This window comes from Arthrobacter sp. FW306-1B-F12A, assembly GCF_058781865.1.
Genome location: NZ_JBYSXD010000048.1, coordinates 1 through 16,287, shown reverse-complemented (window position 1 = coordinate 16,287; position 16,287 = coordinate 1). Strand labels below are relative to the sequence as shown.

Sequence of the window (16,287 nt, the reverse complement as noted above, 5' to 3'; positions counted from 1 at the left end):
GGAGAGGGTCTATATGTCTACGTTTACTGTCACCAACCCAGCGACCGGTGAGACTCTCGCCGAGTATCCGTCCGCCACGGCGGCCGAGGTAGAGGCCGCACTGAGCGACACCCACCGGGTGTATCGCGAATGGGCTCGCACAACGACGATCGCCGAACGGGCGGCGCTTGCGCAGCGCTTGGCTGAGCTCTTCGTGGAGCGCAAGGACGAGCTCGCGGCTATCATCAATCGCGAGATGGGCAAACCCGTTGCACAGGGTGTCGGAGAGGTTGAGTTCACTGCTTCAATTGCCGCTAAATTCGCGAAGAATGCCGAAGAGTGGCTCGCAGATGAGGCGCTCGACGTCGAGGACGGCCTGCGGACGTTCCTTCGCTTCCAAGGCACAGGCGTCATCCTCGGCATTATGCCTTGGAATTTTCCGTACTACCAGGTTGCCCGTTTTGCGGTACCGAACCTGATTCTGGGCAATACGATCATCCTTCGGCACGCCAGCCAGTGCCCGGAGTCTGCGCTAGCGCTCGAGAGTCTCTTCCGCGACGCGGGCTTCCCCGAGGGGGCCTATGTCAACTTGTTTGCTACGCATCAACAGATCGCAGACATGATCGCCGACGACCGGGTGCAGGGTGTCTCGCTCACCGGCTCCGAAGGTGCCGGGGCGATCGTGGCCGAGGCCGCTGGCCGGGCGCTCAAAAAGTGCGTGCTCGAGTTGGGTGGAGCAGACGTATTTCTCGTGCTCGACACGCAGGATGTCGACTACGCCGTGACCCAGGCTGTCGGCGGACGGATGCTGAACACGGGGCAGTCCTGCAACGGCTCAAAGCGCATCGTCGTGCTGGATAAGTACTTCGACGAGTTCGCCGAAAAGTTCAAGGCGGCCATTGCCGGGCAGTCGTACGAGGCCGGCGATTTCGGTCCGCTCGCTTCGGCCTCGGCGGCGCGGGACCTCATCGGCCAGGTCCAAGGAGCTATCGATCAGGGTGCCGAGGTACTCGTCGGTAACAACACCCCGGATGGCAACGTGTTCACGCCGACGGTGCTCGGCGGCATTACTCCTGCGATGGACGTGTATAGCCAGGAGCTGTTCGGTCCGGTCGCTCAGCTCTACAAGGTGTCAAGCGACGAGGAAGCGATCGAGCTCGCCAACTCCTCGCCCTACGGCCTCGGGTCGGTCATCATTTGCGATGACCGCGAGCGTGCCGAACACGTGGGCAACCAGCTCGACGTCGGCATGGTCTTCATCGGCGCCACAGCCCTGTCCGGGCCGGATGTACCGTTCGGCGGCGTGAAGAAGTCGGGCTACGGCCGTGAACTTGGCAAGGTCGGCATGCTGGAGTTCGCCAACAAGAAGCTATTCCGCTTCGCTGACTAGCTCTGCCTCAGCAAAGCACAAGGGGAGGTTCGGAAGGAGCCTCCCCTTGTGCTTTTACGTGGTTCGCATTCCGCTCGCGGGTCTCACAAGTCACCCCTGCGCGCGCAACCGGCAGTTCATCATGAAAGGAGACGCTTTATGGCGCAGAATCCCGTCCGCTTCGGACTCATCGGAACCGGCCGCATCGGGCAGGTCCACGCTGCGAGCATCGCAGCGAATCCCCAAGCCGAACTGGCTTGGGTGGCTGACCCGTTCATAGACGGCGCGACGGCGGTAGCCGCACGTTTCGGCGGTACCGTGACGGACTCACCCGGAGAGCTCATCGAATCGGGGCAATTGGACGCCGTGCTTGTGGCATCACCGACCCCCACCCACGTTGATTTGATCGAGGCTTGCGTCGATGCGGGCCTGCCCGTGCTCTGTGAGAAGCCGATCGACCTGGATATCAAACGCGTCGATGCACTCCGACCGAAAGTCGCTATGAGCGGGGTGCCCGTCGCGCTGGGATTCAACCAGCGCTTCGACCCCAGCTTCGCGAGGGTTCATGCTCGGGTTCAGGCCGGCGAGATCGGCGAACTCGAACAGCTCACGATCATCAGCCGCGATCCGGGGCCTCCGCCGGCCAACTACATCGGAGTCTCAGGCGGAATATTCCGCGACATGACCATCCACGACTTCGACATGGCACGCTTCTTCGTTGGCGACATCGTCGAAGTGAGCGCGACGGGAGCGCAACTTTTCGACCCGGGCGCACGCGAGCACGGCGACTTCGATACTGCGGTGGTTACGCTGCGCGCCGCCTCGGGCGCGGTCGTTACCATCGTGAACTCCAGGCGCAGCCCATTCGGCTACGACCAACGTCTCGAGGCATTCGGTGCGCTAGGCATGCTCCAGGTAGGCAACCTGCACTCCAACCTCGTGAGCTTCTCGTCAGCCCCATCAGTCGAGGCAAAAGAGCCATACGTCGAACCCTTCATCGAACGGTACGCCCAGGCTTACGCACTTGAGCTGGCCGAGTTCATCAAGCTTGTGCGTGGCGCGGCGTCCAGCAGCCCGGGTTTCGAAGATGGACGTACGGCGTTGATGATCGCCAACGCCGCGCAGCGTTCGGCTGAGGAAGGCGTTGCGGTGCGGATTTCTGAATAACGCCTGCTAATGGAATGTCAATCAAAAGAACAGACCCCCGGCGCACAGCGCTCGGGGGTCTGTTCTGCTGAAGCCCGATTAAGACTTAGCGTCGAGGAGCTCCGGCGTTAACCCATAGGTCGTCTCACCGGTGACTCTCGGGATCTCCACCCAGGCACCCGACTCGGCGCTGCGTAGCGAGGCGTCCACGAGTTCAGAGGCCGACCAGCCGTCGGCGGTGGAGGGGGCCAGCTGCTTGCCTTCGATCACAGATCGCAGGAACAGCGAAGCTTCGATGGTCTTCAGATCGTTGAAACCGATTCCGGGACCAGCATTGGGCTGGAATCGACCGAATTCGCCGAAGGACTTGTCGGCCATAATGGTGCGGTATCCGCGGGGGTCGTCGGCAAGCTCGAGTTGGTTCATGCGCTCGAAGTTCCAGCGCAGGGACCCCTTGGTGCCGTAGACCTCAAGGATGTACTCGGCATGCGGGCCGACAGCCACACGGGTCGATTCGAAGAAGCCGATGGCACCCCCTTCGAAGCGGGCGAGCATGGCAGCGTAGTCCTCGTTCTCCACCTTTTGCATGGTGTTCGACGCCGTGCCCTTGTCGAAGCTGTTCGAGGAGGTACCTGCCGGGAGGGGCCGCTCTTTGATGAAGGTCTCGGTCACCGCGTTCACGGACTCAATGCGGCCGACGAGGAACTGCACTAGATCGAAGCCGTGCGAAAGGATGTCTCCCAGCACTCCGGAACCGGCGCGGGCCTGCTCGTAGCGCCACGTGAACACCTGACCCGGATCCGAGGCATAGTCGGTCAAGAGGCGCATCTGCACATTCGTAACGCGGCCAAGAGCTCCGGAACGGATGAGGCGACGGGCCTCTGCGATGGCCGGGACATGGCGGTAATTGAAGCCGACCGCGGTGAGGAGTCCTGCGGCCTCCGCGCCTTCGGCGATCTCACGGGACTCGCGTGCGCTCCGCCCCATGGGCTTCTCAATCCAGAAGTGCTTGCCTGCCGCGATGGTTGCCAACGCGATTTCGTGGTGCAGGAAGTTCGGAGCGCAGATTGAGACGACGTCGACATCGGGGTGAGCGAGAACGTCGCGGTAGTCGGTGGTGGTCTCTCGGTAGCCGAGCGCTTCCTCCGCGTGAGTCCGACCGGCGCTGTCCGGGTCGGCTGCGATAACAAGTTCGGGGTGTTTCTGCAGTTCGGGGAAGAACTGTTTGGTGGCGAGATAGGCACGCGAATGCAGTCTCCCCATCCATCCAACTGAGATGAGGCCTACCCCAATACGATTTTGGTGTTCCAACGGGACTCCTTCGTCTTTCTCCTGGGTTTGAATGATGACCCTCCGCGAGCCGGGTTGTGCCATCTGGATCTCAGCCTAGGGAGCCAGCCTCATCTTCAGGTGTCTCAATGTGGAACAGGCCCGGCGGCTTTCACACTGGTCTAGTGGTACAGGACAGTCAGTCATGCTGAGTACAAGGGAGTTCCGTCAACCATGATGAAACGCATGCATCCGATTCTGCCCGAGCAGGCGCGGGTTTTGGTCACGGGTGCCACCTCCGGGGTTGGCGAGGCCACGGCACGGCTCTTCGCAAGCCGCGGTGCGAGCGTCGCCCTGCTCGCCCGGCGGCCCGACGAGCTGGAGCGAGTCGCCGAGGAGATCGGGGAGCGTGCGCAATGGTTCGTCGCCGACGTCTCAGACGCCGGCTCCGCGATTGCCGCAGTCCGGGCCGCCACCCAAAAGCTCGGGGGTATCGACGTCGTTGTGAACGCCGCAGGCGTCGCGGGATACGCAACCCTGGAGGAGTTGGATGAGGACCTATGGCATCAGGTGATCGACACCAACCTGTCCGGCACGTTCTACGTTTCGCGCGAGGCCGGGCTAACCATGAGGGCGGCCGGCGGGGGCAGCATCATCAACGTCGCCTCCGATCTCGCGACGATGGGGGTTGCGGGGCTTGCCCACTACTGTGCCGCGAAAGCCGGCGTCGTGGGGCTCACCAGGGCGTTGGCCATCGAGCTGGCACCGCTCGTGCGTGTCAATGCGGTCTGCCCCGGACCGATCGACACCCCTATGCTGAGGTCCGGTCTCGACCAGGAAGACGATCCTGCTGAAGCGTTGCGGCAGAAGGAATCCACTGTTCCTCTGAACCGGCTGGCCAGCCCCGAAGAGGTGGCGCGCGCGATCTACTTCCTGGCTGTGGAGGGATCCTTCGCCACAGGAACGGCCATGGCCTTCGACGGTGGTACGTCGGCGGCTTGACCGCCGCGGTATCCCGCCACACTGTTTCCCGCGCGCTGGTGCGCGTATCCCCATAAATACGAGAGTCCAAGGAGCGTTCATCGCTATGCAAGAGCCTGATACCAGCAACCTTCGCAGTGCACGTTGGTTTGCCCCGCACGATTTGACCGGATTCATACACCGGACCGCGATCCAGGCAGAGGGGTTTTCGGGATTCGCCATCAAAGGCCGGCCGGTGATCGGCATCGCGAACTCCTGGTCTGAACTCGTGAACTGCAACATCCACTTCCGGCTCCTTGCCGACGCCGTGAAGCGTGGGGTGCTGCTCGCCGGAGGCCTGCCCTTGGAGTTCCCAACAATCTCACTCGGTGAGAGCCTCATGAAGCCCTCCGCGATGCAATTCCGCAACCTTATGGCGATGGATGTCGAGGAATCAATCCGTGCCTACCCGCTGGATGCCATCGTGCTGCTCGGTGGGTGTGACAAGACAGTTCCCGCGCAGCTCATGGGCGCCGCAAGTGCGGATGTCCCCGCGATCATGCTGACAGGTGGACCCCAGGAGCCGGCACACTTCCGGGGGCGCCAACTGGGTGTCGGGACCGACACCTGGAAATACGCCGACGAACTGCGGGCCGGTAAGATCACGCAGGCAGACTTCGACGAACTTGAAGCCTCTGCAAAGCCCTCGGCCGGGCACTGCAGTGAAATGGGCACTGCTTCGACAATGACTTCCATCGTTGAGGCGCTCGGCATGTGCCTGCCCGGCACAGCCTCGATTCCAGCTGTTCACTCGCGCCGTGGCCAGGCGGCCGAGGCGACCGGCCGACGGGCGGTCGAGATGGCGCTCTCTCAGGGGCCCAGGCCGAGCGAAGTACTGACCAAGGAAGCCTTTGACAACGCCATTACCTTGCTCATGGCGGTCGGGGGTTCGACCAACGCGGTTGTGCATCTCCTTGCATTGGCGCGTCGGGTTGGCGTGGACCTGCCGCTCGATCGCTTCCACCAGATCTCGGAGAAGACCCCTCGGATCGCGAATGTGCGCCCCTCAGGGGAGCACCTCATCAAGCAGCTGTTCGAGGTGGGCGGTATCTCCGCCGTGCTCAAGGAGCTGGACCCCCTGCTTCACTCCGACGCTATTACCGTCACCGGCGAGACACTGGCGGAGGGCTACGCATCCGCTCCGACCCCCGACGGCAAGGTGATCAGCACTCTCCATGAGCCTTTTGACCCTTCAGGTGGGATCGCCGTCGTCCGCGGATCGCTTGCCCCCAACGGAGCCGTGATCAAGCGCAGCGCCGCCTCACCTGAACTCCTGAAACACCGCGGAACGGCAGTAGTCTTCGACGGAATCCATGACCTCGGCCTTCGGATTGATGATCCCGACCTGGACATCACCGAGGACTCGGTGCTCGTGCTGCGTAACTGCGGTCCCGTCGGCGCCCCAGGCATGCCTGAGTGGGGCATGCTGCCCATTCCCGAAAGGCTCCTGCGCAGGGGAATCCGCGATATCGTGCGGATTTCGGACGCACGCATGAGCGGGACCGCCTTCGGCACAACAGTCCTGCATGTGGCCCCCGAGGCCGCCGTTGGAGGTCCCCTCGCAGTAGTGCGCGACGGAGACCCGATCGTGCTCGACGTGGAGAACCAGCGGCTGGACCTTGATATCCCTGCAGAGGAGATTGAGCGTCGACTCGCAGAGGTGAAGCTGCCGGAGCCAAGGTACCGCCGTGGGTATGGCCGCTTGTTTATTGATCACGTGCTCCAGGCCGACGAAGGGTGCGACTTCGACTTCCTGCAGGGCCTTCCCAATGAGGAATCGCAGCGGATTCCTTACGGACTCACGAGCGGTTGGCAGGGCGGCTGGTAGCCGTACCGACAGTAGCTTGAAGCGGCGTTGCCTCACATCGCGGGGCGGAACGGAAAGAAAAAGCATGTCTCAACCAAGAGCTATAGTGATTATTCCACCGGGCAGGCCCGTGCCCCCGGTAGAGCGATTGAAAGAGGAAGCCGAAATTGTCATCGTGCGAACAGCCGACGAGCTTCGGGCAGCGCAGCCCGGCGCAGAGATCCTTTTCCTGAACGATTTCCGGAGTAATTTGTTGCGCGAGGTCGGACCCGGGGAGCTCCGCTGGATCCACACGTCAAGCATCGGGGTGGATGCCCTGCTGACGGAAGAGATCGTGTATAGCGACATTGTGGTCAGCAACTCCCGAGGCGTCTGTGAACGACCCATTGCGGAGTGGATCCTCGGAGTGCTTTTGATGTTTACGAAAGATCTGCGCAGGACGATAGAGCTCCAGCAGCAACGTCAGTGGCTTCACCGGGAAACGGAGCCTCTCCTGGGCCGGAAAGTGCTGGTGGTGGGGCCAGGGCCGGTGGGCCGGGAAACCGTGCTGCTGCTGCGGGCCGCCGGGATGGACGTCACCGTCGTCGGGCGTTCGGCGCGGGAAGACTCCCAGCTTGGTGCCATTTCCTCCTTCAATGACCTTGATCGCTTGCTCGGTGAGGCCCAGGACGTCGTACTCACTCTTCCGCTGACGGAAGAGACGCGTGGCCTGTTTGGCGCGGACCGCATGAAGCGGATGCGGCCTGGTGCCAGGCTGGTCAATGTTGGGCGCGGCGCGGTAGTGGTGGACCAGGATCTCATCGATGCCGTCGATTCGGGGCACTTGGGCGGAGCCGCCCTCGACGTCTTTGAGCAAGAGCCGTTGCCAGAGCACAGTCCTTTCTGGAACAACAGCAACATTCTGGTTTCGCCACATGCCTCGGGGGATCTAGTCGGCTGGCGGGGCCGCGTCGTCGACTGCTTCGCCGAGAACCTGCGACGCTGGAAGGCGAACGAGCCACTCCGCGATGTGGTGGATCTTTCGAAGCTCGGCGTGACGGCACCGGCGCTGAGGGTGGACGGACCTTGATTCGGGTCTTGGCGGCAGCCTTTCACAGAAGAATCTCCGGGCTATCGCGCGAGTAACTGTTTCATGCTGGCACAAAAATGCCAGAACTGAGACCGCTACTCTGATTCAACACTTAAGCTATTCAGTGACGAGGATTACATGAGCACCACAACAAACGACGCGACCAACGCGTCACGCAAGACACAGGAACATCGGCTCAGCGGCAACATGGGAGTTGGCGAGCTGGTGATGAGCGTGCTTGCGTTCTCCTCACCGTTGACCACGGTCGCCGGCTTTATCCCGGTGTTGCTGATGTTCAGCGGGCACACTGCCCCGGGCATCTATCTCGTGCTGACGGCAATGCTTCTCATCTTCTCCGTGGGATTCGTAAAAATGAGCCGGAGCGTCCCGAACCCCGGAGGGTTCTACGCCTTCGTAACGGCTGGCCTCGGCAAGCCGGCCGGTCTGGGAGGAGCCTTCCTGGCACTCTTCGGCTACATGTTCATCGGGTACTTTGCTCCGCCGCTGTTCGCGGTGACGCTGCAGGGATTCGTCAAGAGCACCCTGAACGGCCCGGACATCCCGTGGTACTGGTACGCACTCGGTATCATCGTCGTGACGACGGCACTGGCCTACCACAGGATCGACCTTTCGGCGCGGGTGCTGACAACCGTGATGCTCCTCGAAGTCACTGTTGTAGTCATATTCGATATCTTCTCCTTCGCCACCAGCGGGGCCAGGGTAGAGCATGGCCTCGGTTTCTCCATGCCGTGGCTTACCGACGCCGGACTTGGGCTGGCGCTGCTCTTCGCCGTTGGAAACTTCTTCGGATTTGAGGCCACGGTGATCTACCGGGAGGAGGTCAAGAATCCCGAGAAGACCATTCCGAGGGCGACATACCTCGCCGTGGCCGGCATCGGCCTGTTCTATGCCATCGCAGCCTGGGCCTACGTTACGTTCGTCGGAGCCGACAACGTTCAGGCCGCCGCAGAGCAGAACACCGTCAATTTGTTCTTCGACTCCGCCTCCGCCCTGGTTGGCAAGATCTTCTCCGATATAGCCACCATCCTCCTGATCACCTCCATCCTGGCGTCGATGCTCTCGGTCCAGAACATCGCAGCCCGGTACAGCTTCTCGCTCGCAACGGACCGGGTGCTGCCATTCGCCCTTGGACGAGTCCATCCCCGCCACAAGTCCCCGTTCATCTCTTCGCTGGCCATTGGCCTCATTTGGGGCGTGGCGACGGTGATCTTCTCGGTTTTGGGAGTCTCGCCGGACAGTCTGTATCCCATTGCAAGCGGCAGCGGTAGCTTCGCGGTCCTGCTCTTGATGTTCATCACGAGCCTCGCGGTTTTCGTTTACTTCTTCCGTCGCCGCCGCTCGGAACGGGAGCTGTTTTGGCAGACGATCGTTGCACCCATCATCAGCTTCATATTCCTTGGGGTCATCACCTATCTTTCCATTACCAATTACTCCGAACTCATTGGGGGGTCTACCCTGATGACAGTCATCTTCATGACCGTTACCTTCGCACTCTTCTTTGGTGGCATTGGCTACGCATTCTTCCTTCGCTCCAAGCGACCCGACGTGTACGCCCGGCTTGGCCGTCAGAAGATCTGAGCGAGGAGAACCTCTGTGCTCACGGTTCCGCAATCGTGGGCGGGACCTGAACGGGTAGTGCCGAGGCCGGTTGCGTGCATTCGGCCTTTATGAACTGCTCCCCTGGAGCTGGACTGAGAAATCAGTTCTGGCTTGCGGGGGAGCAGTTTTGTATTTAAGCGTTCGTTGCCCGAGGCGCATTCGACATCGGGGCTAGATGTTCCAAACTGGCACACGTGAGTATGACCACCGTCACTCATAGTTTCTTACATGAAGCGGTAAGACTCCGGAACGCTGGAGCAGACGCTAGGGCGTCGTGCCGTATCTGCACATGCTGAATCGGCTAATCGCTGGCGCATCTGCTTCACCAGTTCAAATTCATGGCCATAGATCTATCAATCACGAGGATGAGATGACCGAAGCACCACCTGTGACCCCTCCTTTGGTCGCACTCAAAGATATACAGAAGACATTCGGCGCAGTGTCCGCTTTGCGCGGAGTGAGTATCGACGTTCAGCCAGGCGAGACATTTGCACTGCTGGGCGACAACGCGGCAGGCAAGTCAACGCTCATGAAGGTACTCACCGGCGTGTATCAGCCGGATAAGGGCACCATCGAGATGGATGGCAAGCCCACTGAGTTCCACACCCCGTCGGCCTCCCGAGACAAAGGGATCGAGATGGTGTACCAGGACTTTGCCCTCGCGGACAACCTTGATGTTCGTACGAACATCTTCCTTGGACGCGAGCCGCAGAAGAATATTCTCGGTCCGCTGCTCCGAATCATCGACAGGAAGAAGATGGAGGCCGAGACCAATCGCGTGCTCGCGCGTCTGGACATACCGATTAATCCCCGTCTCAAGGTGAAGCGACTGTCGGGTGGGCAACGCCAAGCCGTCGCGATCGGACGCGCCCTTGCCTTCGACGCTCGACTCATCATCATGGATGAACCCACCGCGAACCTCTCAGTCGCCAAGGTGGACAAGCTCATCGAGGTCACGCAGAAGCTCAAGGACCTGGGCATCGCTGTCATTATCATCACTCACCGGCTCGACGAGGCGTTCGCAGTGGCCGACCGGTTTGCGGTCATGCGTCAGGGCCAGATCGTTGGTAGGTTCCGCACCGGAGAGATCTCGGAGACGCAGGTTGCGCATCTGATCTCACATGGCACACTCGACGGCTACACCGATGTAGAAGTCCCCGTGGAGCGCCGCAAGATAGGGAGCACTTCGCTTGCCACGGTCAGCGGGCCGCCGGCCGATGAGTTCGACTACTCAACGAACAGGAGCGACTCGTGACAAACACGATTGCAGTCATGCTGGGCAAACCGAAACTGGAGGAAGGCTCACGATCTACCAAGATCAAGCGCTTCATCGGTGACTATGGAATCCTGGTGTTTTTCGCCCTCATTCTGGTCTTCCTCGCCATGGCGGCCCCCAACTTCCTGACGCTTAATAACCTGGTAAATGTCGTTCGACAGTCCTCGATTATCGGACTCATCGCCCTTGGCATGACATTCATCATGATCACTTCAGGCATCGACCTTTCCGTCGGATCGGTCGTCGGCCTGGCCGGAATGGTGTTCGCACTCTTCGCTCCATCAACTGGCGAGGCATTCTGGTGGCCACTGATCGCGGGACTGGGGGTGGGCTTGCTCGTCGGTTTCCTGAGTGCAGCACTAGTCGTTTGGGGAAAAATCCTTCCCTTCCTCGCGACGCTTGCAACGATGGCGATTGCCCGCACTGCGGCCCTCGTCATCACGGGCGGCCAGGTCGTCTCCGGGCTGAGCGGCCCGGGCGAATGGATCGGGTCGGGTTTCATCGGCCCTATTCCGATCCCCGTGGTGATTTTCGTACTTGCCGCCGTCGTGTGCGAGTTCGTGCTGGGCCGCACGAAATTCGGCTCGCACGTTTACGCAGTCGGCGGTAACGAAGAGTCTGCGAAGAAAGTGGGTATCTCGACGAATCGAGTGCTCCTCGCGGTGTACCTCATCGGCGGAGTAACCGCTGCCCTCGGCGGCCTGGTGCTCACTGCACGTCTTAACGGTGCGGCCCCGGTCGCCGGAACAGGGTACGAGCTTCAGGTGATTGCCGCCGTCGTGATTGGCGGAACCAGTCTCTTCGGCGGCGTCGGCACGATCCGCGGAACCGTGGTCGGCGTGCTCCTGCTGGGCGTTGTGATGAACGGCATGAACCTGCTCGGAGTCTCCTCCTACTACCAACAAGGCATGCAGGGAATCATCCTGGTCCTCGCGGTGCTGCTGAACCGTTGGAAATCGGATTGATCGACCGGAACAAATTTGCTACTTCCCGAATATGAACAACTTAACCCCTCCATTACACAAAAACAACGAAAGGAACACCTATGAGAATGCAACGACGCTTCTCTGCTGTCGCTGCAATGCTGGCGGCAGGCGCACTTACCCTGAGCGCCTGTTCTGGCGGCGCTACCGCAGGTAGCAACAATTCAAGCGGCAAGACCTTCAACATCGGGGTCGTTGTTCTCGACCTGCAGGACCCGGACCTCGCACAGATGACGAAGGCCATGGAGCAGACGGCCAAGGATGAAGGCGTCACGTTGCACATCACCGACGCCAAGAAGGACGTCGGAACTGAGCTCAACCAGGTTGAGGACCTGCTCACTAAGCAGGTTGATGCGATCATCTTGCAGCCTCTCGACGGAGAAGCCAGCCAGACTGCGGCCAAGCGCGTCACCGAGGCAAAAATCCCGCTGTTCATCCTCTCGACCGAATTCGCACAAGGGGCGAACATCGACTACAAGAGCTACATCGGCGTCGACGACACGCTCGCGGGTGAAATGCAAGCCGAGTACATCAACAAACTGTTCCCGAATGGCGGCAACATTGTATTTGCCGCAGGTACCTACGGCGCCTCATGGACTGACCGCCGGAAGTCTGGCTATACAAGCAAGATCAACGCCAACATCAAGACCGTCGCCGAATTCCAGGCTCAAGGCACCCGAGACGTCGCCAAGCGCAACATGGAAGACACGCTGTCTCGGTTCGGCTCCGGCAAGATCGACGCCGTGGTCGCAAACAATGACGAAATGGCCCTCGGCGCCGCCTCAGCTATTTCAGACGCTCACCGTACCTCGGAAATCAAGGCTGTGGTAGGCGTCGATGGTACTGAACCTGGTTTCCAAGCCATCAAAGACGGAACCATGACCGCTACCGTTCGCCAGGATTCAGCTGGGCAGGGTGTCAAGGCCGTACAGGTCGTCACTGACTTCCTCAAGGGCGGGAAGATCGAGAACCGTTACACCCTCCCGTTCACGCTGATCACGAAGGACAATCTGGCTGATTTCATGAAATAGCATCGGCGGCTCGGATTCGTGCGGGAGTGTTGCGCTGACAACCATTCCGCACAATCCGTGAAACCACGGGCACAGCGATTCTTGGATCGCTGTGCCCGTGTCGTTATGGGACAGATCAACAGGGGAGCCGTCTGCCTAGAATTCCCAAAGAATCAACGAATGGAGAACGCAACATGGCGAGTACCGACGTCGGAGCCGCGGAAATTTCCCAGCTGCTTTTCGCGGTCCGGAAGAAGGGAATCGAGATCGACGACTCTGCCCGGCGACGCTCAGAGTACTCCTACGACGCATCCAACTACCGGGTGAGACCGGAAGCGATCGCATTTCCAAAGTCCGTTGACGACGTCCGCGACATCCTGCGGTCCTGCTCGGCATTCGGGATCCCTGTCACGACCCGGGGAGGGGGCACCTCGATGGCGGGGAACGCCGTCGGGCGTGGGGTGATCATCGATCTCTCGAGATGGATGAATACGGTGGGGGAGGTCGACGCCGAGTCCCGAACGGTCTGGGTCGACGCCGGCGTCGTGCTCGGCGAACTGCGCTTCTACGTTGAGACGGCAACGTCCGGCGAGCTCACCTTCGCTCCCGATCCTTCATCATTGACGCGGGCCACAATCGGCGGATCTATCGGGAACGATGCCTGCGGAAACCATTCGGTCGCCTACGGGCGGATGACCCACCACCTGGAAGAGGTTGAACTCGTCACTGCCGACGGAGCCCACCTTCGCGCCGGCCGGGATGGCCTTTGCGCAGTTGACGACGGTGATCCGCACTCAGTCGGGAGAGCCGAAGAGCTGAATGCTGATTTGAGGGCCTTGGTACAGGCCAATCTCGCTGCAATCCGCGTAGAACTGCAGGGTATTCCCCGGCAGGTGTCCGGATACCATCTGGGACATCTGCTCCCCGAACACGGATTCGATGCCGCTGCAGCGCTCGCGGGCAGCGAGGGCACCTGCGCGATCGTCGTCCGGGCGAAAGTCGGGCTCGTGCCGAAACCGCGGACAAATGCCCTCCTCTGCCTCGGGTACGAAGACACCATCGAGTCGGCACGCGACGTGATGACCATCCTGGACGCTCGACCGAGCGCCGTCGAAGGACTCGATTCATCGATCGTGGAGATCATGCGCCACCGTAGAGGACCCGCGAGCGTTGACTCCCTCCCTCAGGGAAATGCCTATCTTATGGTCGAATTCTCGGCCGACACCCTCGAACAGGTGCGCGCCGATTGCGATCGGCTGCTTGAAGCACTGCACACACAGGGTCGAGTATTTGACCACTCAGTCGTGACCGATCCCGTGGAACGTGCAAAGTTGTGGCGCGTCCGCGAGGATGGCGCCGGGCTCTCCTCGCGACGAATCGACGGTATTCAGACCTGGCCGGGCTGGGAAGATTCGGCGGTCGCTCCTGAGCGCTTAGCAGATTATCTCGCTGAATTGATTCCCCTTGTTCATAAATATGGCTATACAGCCTTCTTGTATGGTCATTTCGGGGCTGGATGTGTTCATATGCGCCTTGACTACGAACTGCGTAGCGAATCGGGGCGCCAAGTATTCGAGGACTTCACGCGAGAAGCCGCCGCACTCGTTGTGGCACATGGCGGATCGCTTTCTGGCGAGCATGGCGACGGTCGGGCACGGAGCGAATTGCTGAATGTGATGTACTCCGTCGAGATGATCGCGGCCTTCAAAGCTTTCAAGTATGTCTGGGACCCCGCTGGAGTCCTCAACCCCGGGATTATTGTCGACCCAGAACCTTTCTCCGCCTCGCTCGCACTGGACGGAGCTCCCAAACCGGGTCTCCCGTCCGACGAAGACGAGAGCCTGATTGAACCCGGCACGTTTGGCCTCCCGATTCAGATGGGTTTCCGGCTCCCTTTGGCGAGCCCTTTCGTTGGAAACGCCCACGCCTGTATTGGCGTGGGGAGGTGCCGATCGTCCGAAGGCGGTTTCATGTGCCCGAGCTACCGGGCGACCAAGGACGAGAAGGATTCGACTCGCGGTCGAGCTCGAGTCCTCCAAGAACTCACGCGCGCGAATCGGAACAGCCTGAACGGATGGTCACGCCCGGAAGTGCGCGAAGCGCTAGATCTCTGTCTCTCGTGCAAGGCTTGCTCGACGGATTGCCCAACAGGGGTGGATATAGCGGAGGCAAAGTCGCAGCTTATCGATGAGCACTACCAAGGGCGTATCCGCCCATTTACGCATTACTCGATTGGATGGCTCCCCAGATGGCTGCCGCTGCTCACCAAAATCGCCCCCGTTGCGAACTTCGGCACCAGGATCCGGCAGTTGCGCTATCTCGGGGAACTTCTGGGGGTTAGCGCCCGTCGGCGTCTCCCTGCGTTCGCGCCGGCGGGAGACATCCGACGGCAGGTATGCGAAGCGGGCTTCGTCGAAGGAGCCGATCTACTCCTGTTTGCCGACAGCTTCACCCGAGCCTTCAGGCCGGAAGTGATCCCGGCCGCGGCACGCGTGCTCCGCGATTCCGGCCGGACGGTTGGATGCACGCCGGATGCATGCTGCGGATTGACCTGGGTCTCAACGGGGCAACGCGACGGTGCCCGGCGGAGGCTGGAGCGGTTGATCAGCAAGTTCGACGATGGCACCGACCGGGACATCGTCGTGCTGGAACCGAGCTGTGCCGCGACCATACGGGACGAGGGCCCCAAACTCGTCGGCGGAGAAGCAGCCGAGAGAGTGGCGGCTCGAGTGCGGTCGTTCTCGGTTGCGATCAATGAGGCGCTCGAACGGGGGTGGGTTCCGAAAGCAGTTCCACCTGAAACCGCAGTGTTGCAGACACACTGCCACGAGCACGCAGTCTTCGGTTCTGGTTCACAGCGGCGGGTACTTCAGGCTTGGGGCGTTCCGAATATCGTCGAGTCATCTTCGTGCTGTGGTGTTGCGGGCAACTTCGGCTTCGAGGCGGAACATTTCGATATGTCGATGAAGGTCGCAGAGCACTCGATTGTTCCTGCTCTCGATAGAGGGGGCGACGCAAGCCTGGTGTTAACGGACGGTTTCAGCTGCGCGATGCAGGTTTCCCAAATCGATCCGGCTCGCGGGAGCAAGCATCTCGCAATGGCGCTTGACTTCGATGACGCAAGTGCCGACCGCGAAGTGGATCAGTGACGTGAGCATCGTTGCCTGCTATTTTCAACGTACAAGGTGATGAAATGGTGTACTTCGGTATTTTCTTGATCCTCATAGCCCTCGGCTTGTGGTGGGCAAGCATCCGCTTCGACTCTTGGCGATCCACGTCGCCGCCCATAGAGTCCGCGACAACGCGCTTTATCCCGCGCGTCTCGCCTGGCGCGGCTGCGATTATGGTGGCGGCAGTTGGTGCTTTTCTCATTGCAACGAATCTGCCCGGCACGCAATAGCATTCCCATTGATCTGGAGCTGAGTGGCTACGACCGTCCTTTTTCACGAGGTGGGCCTAAGTGCCCAGACATCAATATGCCCTCCCCTGAGAAGAGGTCAGGAGTTCGAATCTCCTCACCTCAGGTTTCCTTGGTACTGGTTTGGTACCATGAGGTATGGCTATGAATCTACGCGTTCCCGAGGACCTCGACCGCCGTCTCGATGAGCTTGCCGCCGAGGAGCATACGTCCAAGTCCGCGCTTCTTCTCCAGGGAGCCGAGATGGTCCTGCAACGGCACGGCCGCCGTCGCGAGATCAGTGAGGGTCTGGATTTCGTGATGAGCCATGACGCGGAGCTG

12 protein-coding genes are annotated in these 16,287 nt (G+C 60.7%); 11 read left to right on the top strand and 1 reads right to left on the bottom strand.

The genetic code is table 11. The annotated features are described in order from the left end of the window. Positions 1-13 precede the first annotated feature (13 nt). Both AC3WJU_RS18480 and iolG read left to right on the top strand, forming a co-directional pair. Positions 14-1,369: an NAD-dependent succinate-semialdehyde dehydrogenase gene (locus AC3WJU_RS18480; RefSeq protein ID WP_492260546.1), complete on the top strand. Its 1,356-nt coding sequence runs from the start codon at positions 14-16 to the stop codon at positions 1,367-1,369. A 138-nt stretch (positions 1,370-1,507) separates the two neighbouring features. Next, positions 1,508-2,515 (top strand): inositol 2-dehydrogenase, encoded by a 1,008-nt coding sequence (iolG, locus tag AC3WJU_RS18475; RefSeq protein WP_284990249.1) that lies wholly within the window; start codon positions 1,508-1,510, stop codon positions 2,513-2,515. 78 nt (positions 2,516-2,593) lie between these two features. Here the strand turns inward: iolG and AC3WJU_RS18470 are convergent, their stop codons facing one another. Beyond that, entirely contained in the window at positions 2,594-3,805 is a 1,212-nt protein-coding gene (locus tag AC3WJU_RS18470; protein ID WP_284990250.1) for a Gfo/Idh/MocA family protein, read from the bottom strand. Between the two features lie 204 nt (positions 3,806-4,009). On the opposite strand from AC3WJU_RS18470, the gene AC3WJU_RS18465 reads away from it, so the two are divergent. From AC3WJU_RS18465 to AC3WJU_RS18425, 9 genes are all read left to right on the top strand, one after another. Next, positions 4,010-4,765 carry an SDR family NAD(P)-dependent oxidoreductase gene (locus AC3WJU_RS18465; RefSeq protein WP_284990252.1) on the top strand — a complete coding sequence of 252 codons (756 nt, stop codon included), beginning with the start codon at positions 4,010-4,012 and terminating at the stop codon, positions 4,763-4,765. An 85-nt stretch (positions 4,766-4,850) separates the two neighbouring features. Further along, positions 4,851-6,611, top strand: a complete 1,761-nt coding sequence (locus AC3WJU_RS18460) for an IlvD/Edd family dehydratase (protein ID WP_284990253.1) — start codon at positions 4,851-4,853, stop codon at positions 6,609-6,611. A gap of 154 nt (positions 6,612-6,765) precedes the next feature. Beyond that, positions 6,766-7,659: a D-2-hydroxyacid dehydrogenase gene (locus AC3WJU_RS18455; protein ID WP_492260545.1), complete on the top strand. Its 894-nt coding sequence runs from the start codon at positions 6,766-6,768 to the stop codon at positions 7,657-7,659. 138 nt (positions 7,660-7,797) lie between these two features. Then, the gene (locus AC3WJU_RS18450) at positions 7,798-9,258 is read left to right on the top strand and encodes an APC family permease (RefSeq protein WP_492260544.1); all 1,461 of its coding nucleotides are present in this window, start codon (positions 7,798-7,800) and stop codon (positions 9,256-9,258) included. 391 nt (positions 9,259-9,649) lie between these two features. Beyond that, positions 9,650-10,534 (top strand): ATP-binding cassette domain-containing protein, encoded by an 885-nt coding sequence (locus tag AC3WJU_RS18445; RefSeq protein WP_284990256.1) that lies wholly within the window; start codon positions 9,650-9,652, stop codon positions 10,532-10,534. Then, on the top strand, positions 10,531-11,520 hold the full coding sequence (locus tag AC3WJU_RS18440; protein WP_284990257.1) for an ABC transporter permease: 990 nt from the start codon (positions 10,531-10,533) through the stop codon (positions 11,518-11,520). Before AC3WJU_RS18445 ends, AC3WJU_RS18440 begins: the two co-directional genes overlap by 4 nt. A gap of 80 nt (positions 11,521-11,600) precedes the next feature. Beyond that, complete coding sequence (locus tag AC3WJU_RS18435) at positions 11,601-12,569, top strand: sugar ABC transporter substrate-binding protein (protein WP_492260543.1); 969 nt, start codon at positions 11,601-11,603, stop codon at positions 12,567-12,569. 173 nt (positions 12,570-12,742) lie between these two features. Next, positions 12,743-15,697, top strand: coding sequence for an FAD-binding and (Fe-S)-binding domain-containing protein (locus AC3WJU_RS18430; RefSeq protein WP_492260542.1), 2,955 nt, complete (start codon positions 12,743-12,745; stop codon positions 15,695-15,697). A gap of 407 nt (positions 15,698-16,104) precedes the next feature. Continuing rightward, a partial coding sequence (locus tag AC3WJU_RS18425) for a ribbon-helix-helix protein, CopG family (protein ID WP_492260541.1) occupies positions 16,105-16,287 on the top strand: 183 nt, incomplete at its 3' end.

Excerpts from the sequence above, each read along its gene's own strand:
- AC3WJU_RS18460 (WP_284990253.1), top strand. The coding sequence starts at position 4,851 with ATGCAAGAGCCTGATACCAGCAACCTTCGCAGTGCACGTTGGTTTGCC.
- AC3WJU_RS18480 (WP_492260546.1), top strand. The coding sequence starts at position 14 with ATGTCTACGTTTACTGTCACCAACCCAGCGACCGGTGAGACTCTCGCC.
- iolG (WP_284990249.1), top strand. The coding sequence starts at position 1,508 with ATGGCGCAGAATCCCGTCCGCTTCGGACTCATCGGAACCGGCCGCATC.
- AC3WJU_RS18435 (WP_492260543.1), top strand. The coding sequence starts at position 11,601 with ATGAGAATGCAACGACGCTTCTCTGCTGTCGCTGCAATGCTGGCGGCA.
- AC3WJU_RS18450 (WP_492260544.1), top strand. The coding sequence starts at position 7,798 with ATGAGCACCACAACAAACGACGCGACCAACGCGTCACGCAAGACACAG.
- AC3WJU_RS18465 (WP_284990252.1), top strand. The coding sequence starts at position 4,010 with ATGCATCCGATTCTGCCCGAGCAGGCGCGGGTTTTGGTCACGGGTGCC.
- AC3WJU_RS18430 (WP_492260542.1), top strand. The coding sequence starts at position 12,743 with ATGGCGAGTACCGACGTCGGAGCCGCGGAAATTTCCCAGCTGCTTTTC.
- AC3WJU_RS18445 (WP_284990256.1), top strand. The coding sequence starts at position 9,650 with ATGACCGAAGCACCACCTGTGACCCCTCCTTTGGTCGCACTCAAAGAT.